Source organism: Ralstonia sp. OTU4908 (genome assembly GCF_038440115.1).
Taxonomy (GTDB): Bacteria; Pseudomonadota; Gammaproteobacteria; order Burkholderiales; family Burkholderiaceae; genus Ralstonia; species Ralstonia pickettii.
In genome coordinates, this window is record NZ_JASATD010000060.1 from 1 (window position 1) to 14,347 (window position 14,347).

Below are 14,347 nucleotides of genomic sequence, written 5' to 3' on the forward strand. Positions count from 1 at the left end.
CCACGAATGGACCACTAGCAAAAAAAATCAACACGTCCTCAACACGCCCTCAACGCGCCTTCAACCGCCGCACCGAGACATCCCCCACCCACTGCACGAGGCTCACCAGCCCGATCAGCACCACGATCACCACCGCCATGACGGTGGTGTCGAAGCGCTGATAGCCGTAGCGGATGGCAATGTCGCCCAGCCCGCCTGCGCCAACGGCACCCGCCATGGCCGATGCGCCAATCAACGACACCACCGTCAGCGTAAAGCCGCCGATGATGCCGGGCAGCGCTTCGGGCAGCAGCACGTGCCAGACGATGTGGCGGCGTTCGCAGCCCATGGCCTGCGCGGCTTCCATCAGGCCGCGGTCGACCTCGCGCAGGCTGATCTCGGCAATGCGCGCGAAGAACGGTGTGGCGCTGATCGACAGCGGCACCACGGCCGCCCACACGCCAATCGTCGCGCCCACCACCAGCCGCGTGAACGGCAGCAGCGCCACCAGCAGGATGATGAACGGCGTGGCCCGAAAGCCGTTGATGAGTGCACCCAGCACGCGGTGTACGCGCGGCGACTCCAGCGCATTGCCCGGCGCGGTCAGCACCAGGATGAGCGCCAGCGGAATACCGGCCAGCACGGCGATCAGCGCGGAGGCCGACACCATCGTGAGCGTGTCGAGCAAGCCCTGCCAGATGCGGTCAATCGTGAGCGGCGACATAGCCGAGGCTCCGGGTGTGTTGCGACAACTGCAGCGCGGCGAGCGCGTCAGCCGACAGCGTGCTGCCCGCTGCCGCGACCAGCAGGCGCCCTTGCGTGCGGCCCTGGATGCGGTCAAGGTCCGCGCGTAGCAGGCGGGTGGGTTGGTGCAGCGCCTGGGCAATCTGCGCGAGTTCCGGCACGGCGGCGGTGCCGGTGTAGCTGAGTTCGATCAGCTGCTCGAACGGCGCGCGCGCGGGCGGTGTGGGCTGCAAACGTAGGGCCACGTCTTCGGGCAAGCCGCCGCGTAGCGGTTCGAGCAACGCCCGTGTGGCGTCGTGCTGCGGGTCGCCAAAGACGCGCCATACGGGGCCTTGCTCGGCAATGCGGCCGGCTTCGAGCACGAGCACGTTGTCGCAGATATCGCGAATCACGCCCATCTCATGCGTGATGAGCACGATGGTTAGCCCCAGGCGGCGGTTGATGTCGCGCAGGAGGGCGAGGATGGCGTCGGTCGTTTCGGGGTCGAGCGCGGAGGTGGCCTCATCGCACAACAGAATTTCGGGGCGATGCACGAGTGCGCGCGCAATCCCGACGCGCTGCTTTTGCCCGCCGGACAGGCGCCCGGGATACACGTGCTGCTTGCCCTCCAGCCCGACCAGCGCCAACAGCGCATCCACGCGCTCCGCGATCTCGACCGGCGGCACGCCTGCCACCTTCAGCGGCAGCGCGACGTTTTCCCAGACCGTCTTGGCGGAAAGCAAATTGAAGTGCTGGAAGATCATGCCGATGCGCCGGCGCAGCCCCACCAGCGCGGCCCTGCCGAGCGTGCCGACATCGACGCCGTCCACCAGCACCTGACCGCTGGTGGGTTGTTCGAGTCCGTTGATGGTGCGCAGCAGGCTGGATTTGCCCGCACCGCTGCGCCCGATGATGCCGAAGATGCCCCCAGCCGGGATGTCGAGGTCGATGCCTTGCAGTGCATGCACATCGCCCGCCGCCGCGCGGTACGTCTTGCCGACGTTGCGGAACGTGATGGTGCCGGTCGTGGGGGCGGAGATTGCGGCATCGGTGTGTCTGGCATGCGGCGCGATCGCATCGGTCCAGATGTGCGCGGGGTTTGAGACGAGTGTGGTCATGGCCTTGGCGTTCTACCGGGTCACCGCTTCACCCAAGGGAGAGTGAAGAGCTTGTCGTCGTTGGCGTAAGACGTGCGCACTTGCTGACGCACGGCTGGCGAGTCCTGATACAGCTTGATGAAGCGGGCGATGCGCGGGTCGTTGGCGTTGTCGTTGCGGGCAACGAAGCGGATGGCGAAGTACTCGTCGTCGATGCCCGAGTACAGTAAGCCAGCGCTCGCCACGTCCGGTTTGCCGGCGTTGACGAAGTGCGCGGGGTAGCCCTGTGCAAGGTCGACGTCATCCAGCGCGCGTACGAGCTGCGGGCCTTCGATTTCGACAAACTTCAGCTTCTTCGGATTGGCGACCACGTCGTTGAGCATGCCGCGTGCACCTACGCCATCGCGCAGTTTGATCAGCCCCGCCTTCTGCAGCAGCAACAAGCCACGGCCTTGGTTGACGGGGTCATTGGCCACGGCCACGCGCGCGCCGTCCTTCAGATCGCTCAGGCGTTTGATCTTGCTGGAATACAGGCCGATGTTGCCCAGCACGCCGATGCCGACGCTTTTGAAGGCATAACCGCGTTCCTTGATCGCGTTGTCGAGAAAGGCCTGGTGCTGGAAGTAGTTGAGATCCAGGTCGCCCGAGGCGAGTGCGACGTTGGGGGTGGTCCAGTCGGTCAACTCCACCACCTTGACGTCGAGCCCCTGCTTGCGGGCTTCGGCGGCGGCCACCTCCACGGAATCGGCCAGCGCACCAGGCGTGACGCCGATACGCAGTGGGGCCGCATGGGCGGCAGCGGCAATGGTTAGGGCGCTGAGTGCGAGGGCGAGTCGTTGGGTCAGTTTCATGGATACGGTTACAGCAAAAGGAACATGCAGTGATTCCAGCATGGCAACCGGGCCCATTCCCACGAATATTTGCGTAGATGGTTACTCGGTCTGAGTTAGAGCGATACTTGCGGTCGACCGTGGCAGTTCAATCACAAGGAGGGGACTCTTCGATGCATGCATCTTTCAAACGTCGCCGGACGAGGGCGGGGCGGGTGGTGGGGCGTCTGCTGTTGGCAATCGCCGTCATCCTGGTGGGCCTTGCGGCGGTTGTGGGCGTCAATACGTGGCGGCACAACTCGCGCCAGCTGGATGTGCCGGCCGTCACGCCGGTCTCGGTGGATGGCCCCGCCGCTGCCGCCCACCTGGCCGAAGCCGTGCGCGCACGCACCGTGTCGAGCGCCACCGATGCGCAGCTGAATGCGGACCAGTTCCGCCAGCTGCACGCCATGCTCGAGGCGCGCTACCCCAAGGCGCACGCCGTGCTGCAGCGTGAGCAGGTGGGCGACTTTGCGTTGCTCTACACCTGGAAGGGCGCTGACCCGTCGCTGAAGCCCATCATGCTGATGGCCCACCAGGACGTCGTACCGATTGCCCCCGGCACCGAAGGCGACTGGACGCAGCCGCCCTTCGACGGCGTCGTCAAAGACGGCATGGTCTGGGGGCGCGGTGCGTGGGACGACAAGGGCAACCTGATCTCGCAGATGGAAGCCATCGAATTGCTGGCTGCCAGCGGTTTCAAGCCGCGCCGCACCATCCACCTGGCCTTTGGCGCCGACGAGGAAGTGGGCGGCGAGCGCGGTGCCAAGCAGATCGCCGCGCTGCTGAAATCGCGCGGCGAACGGCTCGACTTCGTGATCGACGAAGGTCTGCTGATTACCGAAGGCGTGCTGCCGGGGCTCACCAAACCTGCGGCGCTGATCGGCGTGGCAGAGAAGGGCTTCCTCTCCGTGCAGCTCAAGGTGGGCGCTACGCCCGGACATTCGTCGATGCCGCCTCCGCAAGGGCAGAGCGCCATCGCCATGATGAGCGCCACGCTAAAGCGGCTGGATGACGATCAATTGCCTGCGGGCATTAGGGGCGTTGCGCAGGAGATGTTTGCAACGCTGGCGCCCGAGATGCAGGGTTTCAGCCGCGTGGCACTGTCGAACCTGTGGCTTTTCGGGCCGCTGCTCCAGAAGCAATTGGAGGCATCGGGCAGCTCCAACGCCATGCTTCGCACCACCACCGCGCTGACCATCGTGCAAGCCGGCAACAAGGACAACGTGCTGCCCGGCCGCGCCGAGGCCACGGTCAACTTCCGGCTGCTGCCCGGCGACACCATCGCCTCCGTCACCGCGCATGTGGAAGACGCCGCCAAGGCCGCTGCACCTAAAGGCAAGTTCGAGTTGAGCCGGCTGCCCGGTTCGAGCGAGGCCTCGCCGGTGTCACCCACGCAATCGGCGTCGTATCAGTTGATCAACAAGACGGTGCGCGAGCTGTTCCCGGGCACGGTCGTGGCGCCCGGGCTCATGATCGGCGCGACGGATTCGCGCCACATGATCGAGATTGCCGACCATGTGTATCGGTTCTCGCCGGTGCGCGCCAAGCCGGAAGACCTGCCGCGCTTTCACGGCACCAACGAGCGGATCACCGAAGCCAACCTGGTGGAGCTGATCCGCTTCTACCACCGGTTGGTGCAGCAGGCGGCCGGGGCCTGATCTCAGTGTGAGGCTGCCACCAGCGTGTCGATGTGCGCGTCGTTGGTGGCTTCGGGGCGGCGCAGTTGCGTGCTGCGGCTGCCGTCCACTGAGATGGCCGTGTCGCCATGCACGGTCACGCGGCGTACCAGGCGCGGCTGATTGCCGTAATCGTTGATGGCGTAATGCTGCGTGGCGCGGTTGTCCCAGATGGCGACGTCGTGCTGGCGCCATTGCCAGCGCACGGTGTTGTCCAGCCGCGTTACGCGGTTCTGCAGCAGTTCGAACAGCCGCGTCGATTCGCTTCCCGGCAGGCCGGTGAAGCGCTTGACGAAATGCCCGAGCAGCAGGGCGCGTTCGCTGGTTTCCGGATGCACATGCACCACGGGGTGCGACGCTTCATACACCGACGCGGTAAACACCTCGCGGTGATGCCGCAGGCGTGCGCCGTCGATCTGCGTGCGCTCGGCACCGTAGTCGTAATCGTTGGTGTGCACGGCCCAGAGTTGCTCGGCGAGCTGCTTGAGCGTATCCGGCAATTGCTCGTAGGCGCGGGCCGTGTTGGCCCAGACCGTGTCGCCGCCGTAAGCGGGAATCGTCACCGCGCGCAGGATCGACACCTTCGGAAACGCATCGAGAAACGTCACGTCGGTGTGCCACGAGTCGGCACGGCCGCCGCCCTTCGACGCGTCGAGTTCAAACAGTTGCGTGCCGGTGGGCGCCGGCACGGTCGGATGGGCGACGATGCGGCCGAAGCGTTTGCCGAAAGCCTGGTGCCGGTCATCGTCCAACTGCTGCTGGTCGCGAAAGAACAACACCTTGTACTTGAGCAGCGCCGCATACAGGCTCGCGAACGTGTCTTCCGCCAAGTCGGCGCCGAGCTTGAGGTCGAGCACCTCCCCGCCGATATGTCCGGCCACGCGGCGTACGCGCAGGGGGCCGAACGTGGTGTCGATGGCGGTGTTGTGATCGTCTGGCATGGCGGCTCCGGCAGAAATGGCGATGGATCATGCTAGCCATCCGGTGCCCGGCCGAAAACGAACGGTTTGACATATCCAAATGCAGTTCTGTCGGTCATGCCGATGAACTGTTCGCGAAAGATGCTGAACAGTTCAGCCAAACTGTTCACAACTGTTCATGTCAACGATTTGATCTGCCGCGCAAGATGGAACCGTGCCGATCCGCAGCCCCCATAAAAAATCATCCACCACGAACCCCGGCACAGGAGTCTCAATCATGCGCGAAATCAGAATCTTCGAACTGGACCGGCCGGGCGTGCCGGTGAGCTGGCGGTCGGCACGGGCCCAAACCATCGCCGCACAAGCCGGGCTGTTGTGGGTCACGCAAGAGCATCAGCGCCAGGACATCTGGCTCAAGCCCGGCCAGTCGATCGACGTGCCGGCGGGCGTGCGCTTCTGGCTGTCCGGTGAGCCGGTTGAAGGCACGCCAGCGCGCTTTGCCGTGACCGAAGACATCAACGCCCCGCGCCGCCTGCTGCGCTTCATCGGTTTGGTGGTGATGGCCGCGTATCGGCAGATTCTGCGCGACGACGGGCAGGATGCTACGCGTACGCCGTCCGCACAGCGGACCGGTACGTAAGCATTGCGTCAAGCCGGAAAGACCAGCCGGAACTCGGTCCGCCCACCCGGCGGGCTGCTGGCGTGCACGCTACCGCCGTGCAGGTCCATGATGGTTTTGACGATGGCCAGTCCCAGCCCGGTCGACTGGCTTGATTGCGCACTGGATTGCGCCTGCGAGGGGCCACCCCGGTAGAACCGCTCTAACAGCGGCGGCAGGGCGGTGTTCGGAATGCCCAGCCCCGGGTTGCACACGAGAATTGCGATCCCTTGCGGCACCGGCCCGATGGCTACGTCGATGTGCGCGCCGATGGCCGTGTGGCGCAGCTGCGCATCGCACTGCAGGTCGATGGTGATGTTGCGATCGGCTGCCACTGGGTCGAAGCAGTCGACCAGCATCTGGACTGGGCTGGCTTATCGACAGGAGAACGGGCGGGCGACATTACGGCGCAGGCAGATGCGGCAGTGCCGTCTGCTGCGCCGTGACGCTGGCGTTTATTCCGCTTGCAGTGCGGCGATGATCTTCTCGGCCTGAGCCTTGAGCTTGTCGCTGTCGGCCTGCACGCGGGCGTGCGGTTGCAGCGGGGTATCGCTGTAGCGCGGCAGCACGTGAAAGTGCACGTGCGGCACCGTCTGCCCGGCGGCGCTGCCGTTGAGCTGGAAGATTGCGATGCCCGGCGGGGTGAACGCAGCCCGCACGGCGCGCGCCAATTTGCGCGTGGTGCGGATGGCAGCCGATGCGGCATCGTCGGACAGGTCGAACAGCTCTGCCGCGCCTTCCTTGGGCAGCACCAGCACGTGGCCGTCGGCCTGCGGCATGATGTCCATGAAGGCGATGGTGTGGTCGTCTTCGTACACCTTGATGCAGGGCAGCTCGCCGCGCAGGATCTTGGCGAAGATGTTCTGGTTGTCGTAAGTCGCGTCAGGCATGGGTGTCTCCAGTAAGCGGGAAATGCACGGGAAAGCGCTGCGCGAAAGTATATAGGCGACCGTTGGCGACGCGCGTGGCGCAGGTTTGGCGCAGATCAAGCGGGGCTGTCGTCCACCGACAGCGGCGCAGCCACGTGTTCGAGCGGTTTGCGTTCAGCGGCCGTCCCCCAGCACGCCTGTACCGCGGCCGCAAGCAGCATGAGCACCGCGCCGAACGCATAGCCGCCGAACACGGCACCGCGCGAGTGTGTATCGATCAGCCAGCCGAAGAGCGCAGGCCCGGCCACGCCGCCCAGCCCGGTGCCCACGGCATAGAACAGCGCGATGGCCAGCGCGCGCACCTCAAGCGGGAAGGTCTCGCTCACCGTCAGATAGGCCGAGCTGGCGGCGGCCGATGCAAAGAAGAACACGACGGTCCACGCGAGGGTCTGCGTGGCGCCGTCGAGCACACCTGCCTTGAATAGCGTGCCGCTCACCAACAACAGCACACCGCTGATCGCATACGTGGCGGCAATCATCGTGCGCCGGCCCACCACGTCAAACATCCGCCCGAGCAGCAGGGGCCCGAGAAAGTTGCCCAGCGCGAACGGCAGCAGGTAGGTGCCGACCTTCGTCGCGGGCACATCGTAGAAATCCGTTAGCACCAGCGCGTACGTGAAGAAGATCGCGTTGTAGAAAAACGCCTGTGCGGCCATCAGCGCGAGGCCCACCATCGCCCGTTGCCGGTGCTGCACGAACAGCACGCGTGCGACTTCCACCAAGCGTGGATGGCCACGGCTGCGCATGCGCAAGCTGGGCAGCGGCGCGGTATCGAAGCGATGGCCGCGTGCGGTGATTTCGCTTTCGATCTCCTGCACGATGGCTTGCGCTTCTTCGTGCCGACCGCGGGTGATAAGCCAGCGCGGGCTTTCCGGAATCCAGAAACGCATCACCAGAATGATGAGGCCCAGCACGGCGCCGATGAAGAAGCACACCCGCCAGCCGGTATCGACGCTCATGTGCGCGGGGTCCAGCAGCCACAACGAGGCGCCCGCACCCAACGCGGCCCCAACCCAGAACGTGCCGTTGATGGCGAGGTCCGTCCAGCCGCGCACGCGTGCCGGCGTCAGCTCCTGGATCGTCGAATTGATGGCCGCATATTCGCCGCCGATCCCCGCGCCGGTGAGCACGCGAAACACGACGAGGCTGGCAAAGCTCCACGAGAACGCTGTCGCCAGCGTGGCCAGGATGTAGACGCCCAACGTGATGAAGAACAGCTTGCGGCGGCCGAGTCGATCGGTCATCCAGCCGAACAACAGCGCGCCGAACACCGCGCCGATCAGGTACGCGCTGCTGGCAATGCCAACCTGCGCGTTGGTGAGATGCAGGGCAGGGCTTTGCTTGAGCGCGCCCGCCACCGCGCCGGCCAGCGTCACCTCCAGGCCGTCGAGCAACCACGTAATGCCCAGTGCAATGACCACGCGCGTGTGAAAGCGGCTCCAGGGCAGGCGATCGAGCCGGCTGGGCAGGTCTGATGTGTGAAAGGCTAGCGATTCGGGCATCGCGGCGCACCCGGAGAGGATTGCGCACGATGCAGCACGATTTATTCCCGCGAAGGCGCGGCCGAACCGTCTTGCGGTGCGCCCGCGAGCAGCGTGTCTTCAAAGAAGCGGCGGCGCGCGTCCTTATCGGGCTTGCTGCCCTGGTGCCAGAGCGTGGCTTCCGATAGCTGGTAGGCGTACAGCATGAAGGCGCGCGTCTTGGCGTCCTTGCGCGCAAAGCCGATCGCCTGGAAATGCTGGACGTAGTAGTCCATGCGATGCTCGTCGACGGCTTCGACGGCTTCCTGCGCCATCGGGTCGCGCCGCGCCCAGGCGCGGATGGCGAATTCGATCATGGCCGTGCGTCGCGCGCTGCGACCGCGAAACGGCAGTGCCAGCAGATCGTGGACGAGCCCCTGCACCGACGGGTTCTGCCGCTCCAGCTTGGGGCCCACGCGCGTGCGCTCGCTCCAGTCCTGCAGCACCTGGTGCAGCAGGTCGTCGCGGTTCTTGAAGTGCCAGTAGAAGCTGCCACGCGTCACGTCCAGCTGCTTGGCGAGCACATCCACGCGCACGGCATCGATGCTCTTGGTGACGAGCAGATCGGTGGCGGCGCGAACCCAGTCGTCGGGCGTAAGTTGTGCACGCGGTGCGACAGGGGCTAAAGATTCGGCATCAACGTCGACAGCCGCGTCGTGTTCGTCGATCCGCAAGGAAGGCTTGGGCATGAACGCGGATTCTAGTCCCGCTGACACGGCTGTCCAGCGCTTAAATCAGGCTGAGGCCCCCAGGTTTGCGCGGGTTGACACGGCAATAAACGCACTCCTACCATGCACATACGTTTGTGTATGGAAGGATCGAGCTACTGCAAGCCTCGGTTTGCGGTTTAGTAAAAGAACCATGCTCGACGATGCCTTCTGCACGGCGTCTAACGATAAGACATCAGGAGACATTTGCATGAAGGCATTCCGACTCGCGCTGTGCGCGGCGGCAGCAGTTGGCACATTCGCGGGCGCACTCTGCCCGAGCATTGTCCACGCCGAGACCGTCAAGATCGCGTGGATCGATCCGCTGTCCGGGCTGATGGGCGCGCTGGGCCAGAACCAGTTGCGCAGCTGGCAATACGCGGCTGACCTCGCCAACCAGCAGAACTGGAGCGGCAACGGCACCAAGTTTGAAGTCGTCGGTTTCGACAACAAGGTTTCACCGCAAGAAAGCCTGACGATCCTCAAGCAGATCACCGACCAGGGCATCCGCTACGTCGCGCAGGGCGACGGTTCCAGCGTGGGCATGGCGCTGCAGGACGCGATCGCCAAGTACAACGACCGCAACCCGGGCAAGGAGATCATCTATCTCAATTACGCCGCGGTCGATCCGGACATGACCAACAGCAAGTGCAACTACTGGCACTTCCGCCTGGACGCCAACTCCGACATGAAGATGGAGGCCCTGACGAGCTATCTCGCCAAGGACCAGAGCATCAAGAAGGTCTACCTGCTAAACCAGAACTACTCGTTCGGCCACCAGGTGGCGCGCGCGGCGAAGGAGTACCTCAAGCGCAAGCGCCCGGACATCCAGGTGGTGGGTGAGGATCTGCACCCGCTCGCGCAGGTGAAGGACTTCTCGCCGTATGTCGCGAAGATTCGTGCTTCGGGCGCGGATACGGTCATCACCGGTAACTGGGGGAGCGATCTGGCACTGCTGATCCGCGCATCGAAGGATGCGGGCCTCACCACCAACTTCTATACGTACTACGCTGGCACCACCGGTGTGCCCACGGCGATGGGCGCATCAGGCGCCGACCGCGTGAAGGTCATCAGCTACTTCGCGCCGAACGACGGCAACGCGAAGACGAGCGCTGTGCTCGACGGCTTCAAGAAGAAGTACAACGACGATTTCTTCAACGCCGATGTCTACACCGGCATCGCCTTCCTGGCCAAGGCCATCAAGACCAGCGGTTCGGCTGAGCCGGCCAAGGTGGCCAAGGTGATGGAAGGCATGACGGTCGATGGGCTCAACGGCCCGATCGAGATGCGCAAGACCGATCACCAGGCGCAGCAGACGCTGTACGTGACGACCTGGGTGAAGGCCGACGGCAAGAAGATCAAGTACGACCAGGAAAACACTGGCTACGGCTGGCGTACCGACGTCACGCTGGAACCGCACCTGGCGGCCCAGCCGACGTCGTGCCAGATGAAGCGTCCGGCGTCGTAACGTAGCGTGCAGGTGTCCCTGGCTTAGACCGGGGACACCACGCCTGTGCCCGCCAGGTGTCCGCGGGCGTTCTCCAGAAAGCGATCCACCGTCGCCTGCACCGATTCCGGCGACCAGCCGGCAATATGCGGCGTCAGCACGACCTGCTCCAGGTCCAGCAGCCCGGCCGGCGGCTTGGGCTCGCTCTCATATACGTCCAGCCCCGCGCCGCCCAGCTTTCCTGAACGGATGGACGCTTCCAGCGCCGCCGTATCCACCACGCTGCCGCGCGCAATGTTGACCACGTAGCCGCGCGGGCCCAGCGCTTCCAGGATCGTCTGGTTGACCAGATGCTTCGTCTGCGCGCCGCCCGGCGTGGCAACGATCAGGAAGTCGGCCCACTCGGCCATGTCCTTCAGCACATCGAAATAGCGGTACGAAACGCCGTCGCGCGGCTTGCGGTTGTGATAGCCGATCTGCATGTCGAAGCCTGCTGCGCGGCGCGCGATCTGCATGCCGATGGTGCCCAGGCCGACGATGCCCAGGCGCTTGCCGTATACGCCGGGCTGCAGCGGAATGTCGTCACGCCAGACGCCATTGCGCGTCGCGCGATCCAGCTTTGGAATGCCGCGCACGGTGGCCAGCAGCAGGCCAAAGGCGTGGTCGGCCACGCAGGCGTCGTTGGTGCCGGCGCCGTTGGCCACCGCCACGCCACGTGCGCGGGCGGCCTCCACGTCGATGTTCTCGTAGCCGGCACCGAGCGCGCAGGCCAGTTCCAGCTTGGGCATCGCGGCGATTTCTGCGCCGGTCAGGCCCGTCGAGCCGTTGGTGAGCACGATGCGGACATCCTGCCCGTGGCGAGCGATCGCGGCGTCGCGCTCGGCGCGGGTGGGCGCATGGATGACGTGGAAATGTTCAGCGATCTGCGCCACGTTGTCGGGCGTCATCGCAATGAGGAGCAGCAGGGTCGGTTGCATGGGGAGGAGAGGGTGCAAGCTCACGAACGGGGCAGGTCCCGGTCGGCACAGAGGTGCGCCGCACGGCGCCTGGCGATGATAACGCGCGCTCCCATGCCGCGCTGAAGGCCGTGCCCCCATATGGTTACACCCCGTTACCGATGAGCAGGTTTGGTTGCACGGGTTTGCCGACGTGCGGCATAGACTTTGCGGCAAGAGGCGCATGGCCGCGGGCCGCACAGCAGACTGCTCGGCCGGCCCGGACGCTTCGTTCACCAGACGGGATTCATCATGCGAGCAACGAACAAGTCAGACCGTGCAGGGCACGCAGCGCGTTGGGTGGCGGCGGTTGCACTGACCGCCGTGGCAGCTGGGCTGACAGGCTGCGTGACGGCGCCGGCGTACCCCGGCTATGGCGCCGGCTATGGTGCAGGGTATGCCGCGGGCAGCAACGCCTACGCTAACAGTACCAGCCCGACCACTTATGGCAGCGGCTATACCAGCGGGTACGACAACACGTACAACAACGGCTACGGCAGCTATGACCCCAACGCACCGCAGCCGTATCCGCAACAGCCCGCGCCGACATATTCGCAGCCGAACTATTCACCGTATCCGAGCAGCAGCGACCCGTCTTATCAGGCGCCGGCGGATAACCGCTACGGCGTTGTCGAATACGTCGAAGCCGTGCCCGTGCGCGGCCAGTCGAGCGGCGTGGGTGCCGTGCTCGGCGGCGTGGTGGGCGGCTTGCTTGGCCACCAGGTTGGCGGCGGGCGCGGCAATACCGTGGCCACCATCGGCGGCGCGGTGGCGGGTGCCATGGCGGGCAACGCCGTGGAAGGCAACACGGTGGTCGGCCAGACCTACCGCGTGACCATGCGGCTGAACGACAACTCGCGTGTCACGCTCACCCAGAACAACCCCAACGGCCTGCGCGTGGGGGATCGCGCCCGCATCGAAAACAACATGGCAGTGCCGTACTAGCCACTTCCTGCATGGGAGCGCCCGCGCCGGCTTCAGAAACGGCGCGGGCCGACCGATATAGCGGAGGCAATAACCCCGCGGTGATTCCCATGCTCAATCGACTTTCCATCCGTTTCCGTCTCAATGCAGCGCTGACGCTGCTGGCCTTGCTGCTCGCCATTACCGGCGCCATTGGCGTGATCGGAATGCGCGCGTCCGACGCGAACATCAACGAGATCTACACCAATCAGCTCGCTTCGACCTCGCTGGTCGGCAAGGCGCAGCTGAATGCGGCGATCGTGCGCACGACGCTCGATCGCGCGGTCTTCCATCCGGATGCCGCTGACGTGCCGGCCATCCTGGACAAGGCAAACGGCTACCGCACGAAGTCTGACGACGCCTGGAAGCAATACAAGGCCCTGCCCATGAATGCGGACGAAAGCCGTCTGGCCGCCGACATGGAGACCAAGCGCAACGCATTCTTCCGTGACGGCATCGAGCCGCTGATGACCGCGTTGCGTGCCCGCGATGCCGCGACCGCCGACAAGGTGGTGATGAACGTGATTCCGCCGCTGTCCGTGGCGCTGTCTGCGGCAGCCGATGCGCTGGATCGCAGCCAGGTCGAACAGGCCAAGGCAGCCTACGAAAGCGCAGCGGCCCGATCGCACGCGTTCCTGATGCTGATCATCGGCGCCATCGGAGTGGGCATTGCGGCGGCGCTGGGGTGCGCATTTGGCCTGCACCGGGCAATTTCAGTGCCGTTGTCAAAGATGCTGGGCCATTTCAGCGCGATCTCGAAGGGCAACCTGACCGAACGCATTACCGTCACCAGCAAGGACGAAATGGGCGCGCTCACGCAAGGTCTCATCGACATGCAGCACGGCCTGATCCGTACCATCGTGACGATGCGCGGCGGCAGCGAATCCATCGCGAGCGCCACCAAGCAGATCGCGGCCGGCAACATGGACCTGTCGCAACGCACCGAAGAACAGGCGTCGTCGCTGGAAGAAACCGCGTCGAGCATGGAAGAGCTGACGAGCATCGTGCGCCAGAACGCCGACAACGCACGTCAGGCCAGCCAGCTTGCCGGCAACGCGTCGGACATCGCCGTGAAGGGCGGTGAAGTGGTAGGCCGCGTGATCGAGACGATGTCGGGCATCAACGCCAGCAGCAAGAAGATCGCCGACATCATCGGCGTGATCGAAGGCATTGCGTTCCAGACGAACATCCTTGCGTTGAATGCCGCAGTGGAAGCCGCCCGCGCGGGCGAGCAAGGCCGCGGCTTTGCGGTGGTGGCTGGTGAGGTACGCAGCCTTGCACAGCGCTCGGCCACGGCAGCCAAGGAAATCAAGGAACTCATCAGCGATTCGGTTGGACGTGTAGAAAACGGCACGACCCTGGTTGCCGAAGCAGGCGACGTGATCGACGAGGTGGTCGTTGCCGTGAAGCGCGTGACCGACATCATGGGCGAGATCAGCTCGGCTTCTGAGGAACAAAGTGCCGGTATCGAGCAAGTCAACCAGGCCGTCACGCAGATGGATGAGGTGACCCAGCAGAACGCCGCGCTGGTGGAAGAGGCGGCGGCCGCTGCGCAATCGCTGGAAGAACAGGCTGGCGTTCTGCGCGAGGCCGTGGCGTCATTCCGCCTGCCGGCGGCGGGCGCGAATGCCGAGCCTGTGCTGGCTCCCGTTGCTGCCAGTGCGCTGAGCGTTGCCAAGGCAGCACCGGCGGTATCGACGGTGCCGGCTTCGCCCGGTCCGGCAGCGAAACCGGTCGCGCGCAAACCAGGGGCAGCGACGGCACGTGCCGCACGCAAGCGCCCCGCAGCGGCTGCCAAGCCGGCGACTGTACCTGCCCCGGATGCGAAGGCAGTGCCTGTTGCGGTGGCCGAGGCCAAGCC

At 65.1% G+C, this 14,347-nt stretch carries 14 protein-coding genes; 5 read left to right on the plus strand and 9 right to left on the minus strand.

Going from position 1 to position 14,347, the window contains the following annotated elements; all coding sequences use genetic code 11:
* Nucleotides 1-49: 49 nt before the first annotated feature.
* From AAHM38_RS24390 to AAHM38_RS24400, 3 genes are read right to left on the minus strand one after another with little or no spacing between them, the layout of a single operon-like run.
* Nucleotides 50-703, minus strand: a complete 654-nt coding sequence (locus AAHM38_RS24390) for a methionine ABC transporter permease (protein ID WP_004631504.1) — start codon at nucleotides 701-703, stop codon at nucleotides 50-52.
* On the minus strand, nucleotides 684-1,820 hold the full coding sequence (locus AAHM38_RS24395) for a methionine ABC transporter ATP-binding protein (protein ID WP_116576932.1): 1,137 nt from the start codon (nucleotides 1,818-1,820) through the stop codon (nucleotides 684-686). The genes AAHM38_RS24390 and AAHM38_RS24395 overlap by 20 nt, the downstream gene beginning before the upstream one ends.
* 20 nt (nucleotides 1,821-1,840) lie before the next feature.
* Nucleotides 1,841-2,650, minus strand: coding sequence for a MetQ/NlpA family ABC transporter substrate-binding protein (locus AAHM38_RS24400; RefSeq protein ID WP_116576964.1), 810 nt, complete (start codon nucleotides 2,648-2,650; stop codon nucleotides 1,841-1,843).
* A gap of 152 nt (nucleotides 2,651-2,802) precedes the next feature.
* Here AAHM38_RS24400 and AAHM38_RS24405 point away from each other — a divergent pair, with 152 nt between their 5' ends.
* A complete protein-coding gene (locus AAHM38_RS24405) occupies nucleotides 2,803-4,329 on the plus strand; it encodes a M20 family peptidase (protein ID WP_116576933.1) in 1,527 nt (508 codons plus the stop codon).
* A 2-nt stretch (nucleotides 4,330-4,331) separates the two neighbouring features.
* On the opposite strand, the gene AAHM38_RS24410 is transcribed toward AAHM38_RS24405, so the two are convergent.
* On the minus strand, nucleotides 4,332-5,288 hold the full coding sequence (locus tag AAHM38_RS24410; RefSeq protein WP_116576934.1) for a TauD/TfdA dioxygenase family protein: 957 nt from the start codon (nucleotides 5,286-5,288) through the stop codon (nucleotides 4,332-4,334).
* A 256-nt stretch (nucleotides 5,289-5,544) separates the two neighbouring features.
* Here AAHM38_RS24410 and AAHM38_RS24415 point away from each other — a divergent pair, with 256 nt between their 5' ends.
* Nucleotides 5,545-5,907 carry a DUF2917 domain-containing protein gene (locus tag AAHM38_RS24415; RefSeq protein WP_103518796.1) on the plus strand — a complete coding sequence of 121 codons (363 nt, stop codon included), beginning with the start codon at nucleotides 5,545-5,547 and terminating at the stop codon, nucleotides 5,905-5,907.
* A gap of 8 nt (nucleotides 5,908-5,915) precedes the next feature.
* Here AAHM38_RS24415 and AAHM38_RS24420 read toward each other — a convergent pair whose 3' ends face one another.
* From AAHM38_RS24420 to AAHM38_RS24435, 4 genes are all read right to left on the minus strand, one after another.
* Entirely contained in the window at nucleotides 5,916-6,284 is a 369-nt protein-coding gene (locus AAHM38_RS24420) for an ATP-binding protein (RefSeq protein WP_103518797.1), read from the minus strand.
* Nucleotides 6,285-6,380: 96 nt separating this feature from the next.
* Complete coding sequence (locus tag AAHM38_RS24425; protein WP_009239937.1) at nucleotides 6,381-6,815, minus strand: HIT family protein; 435 nt, start codon at nucleotides 6,813-6,815, stop codon at nucleotides 6,381-6,383.
* Between the two features lie 95 nt (nucleotides 6,816-6,910).
* Nucleotides 6,911-8,356 (minus strand): MFS transporter, encoded by a 1,446-nt coding sequence (locus AAHM38_RS24430; protein ID WP_116576935.1) that lies wholly within the window; start codon nucleotides 8,354-8,356, stop codon nucleotides 6,911-6,913.
* 41 nt (nucleotides 8,357-8,397) lie between these two features.
* Nucleotides 8,398-9,063, minus strand: a complete 666-nt coding sequence (locus AAHM38_RS24435; protein ID WP_116576936.1) for a TetR/AcrR family transcriptional regulator — start codon at nucleotides 9,061-9,063, stop codon at nucleotides 8,398-8,400.
* A 229-nt stretch (nucleotides 9,064-9,292) separates the two neighbouring features.
* Between AAHM38_RS24435 and AAHM38_RS24440 the strand changes: the two genes are divergently transcribed.
* Complete coding sequence (locus AAHM38_RS24440) at nucleotides 9,293-10,549, plus strand: branched-chain amino acid ABC transporter substrate-binding protein (protein WP_004631515.1); 1,257 nt, start codon at nucleotides 9,293-9,295, stop codon at nucleotides 10,547-10,549.
* Nucleotides 10,550-10,572: 23 nt separating this feature from the next.
* Here the strand turns inward: AAHM38_RS24440 and AAHM38_RS24445 are convergent, their stop codons facing one another.
* Complete coding sequence (locus tag AAHM38_RS24445) at nucleotides 10,573-11,505, minus strand: 2-hydroxyacid dehydrogenase (protein ID WP_116576937.1); 933 nt, start codon at nucleotides 11,503-11,505, stop codon at nucleotides 10,573-10,575.
* A 270-nt stretch (nucleotides 11,506-11,775) separates the two neighbouring features.
* Between AAHM38_RS24445 and AAHM38_RS24450 the strand changes: the two genes are divergently transcribed.
* Together AAHM38_RS24450 and AAHM38_RS24455 are read left to right on the plus strand one after the other, a co-directional pair.
* Nucleotides 11,776-12,468 (plus strand): glycine zipper 2TM domain-containing protein, encoded by a 693-nt coding sequence (locus AAHM38_RS24450; RefSeq protein WP_116576938.1) that lies wholly within the window; start codon nucleotides 11,776-11,778, stop codon nucleotides 12,466-12,468.
* Nucleotides 12,469-12,557: 89 nt separating this feature from the next.
* On the plus strand, nucleotides 12,558-14,347 hold a 1,790-nt coding region (locus AAHM38_RS24455), incomplete at its 3' end, for a methyl-accepting chemotaxis protein (protein WP_342234356.1).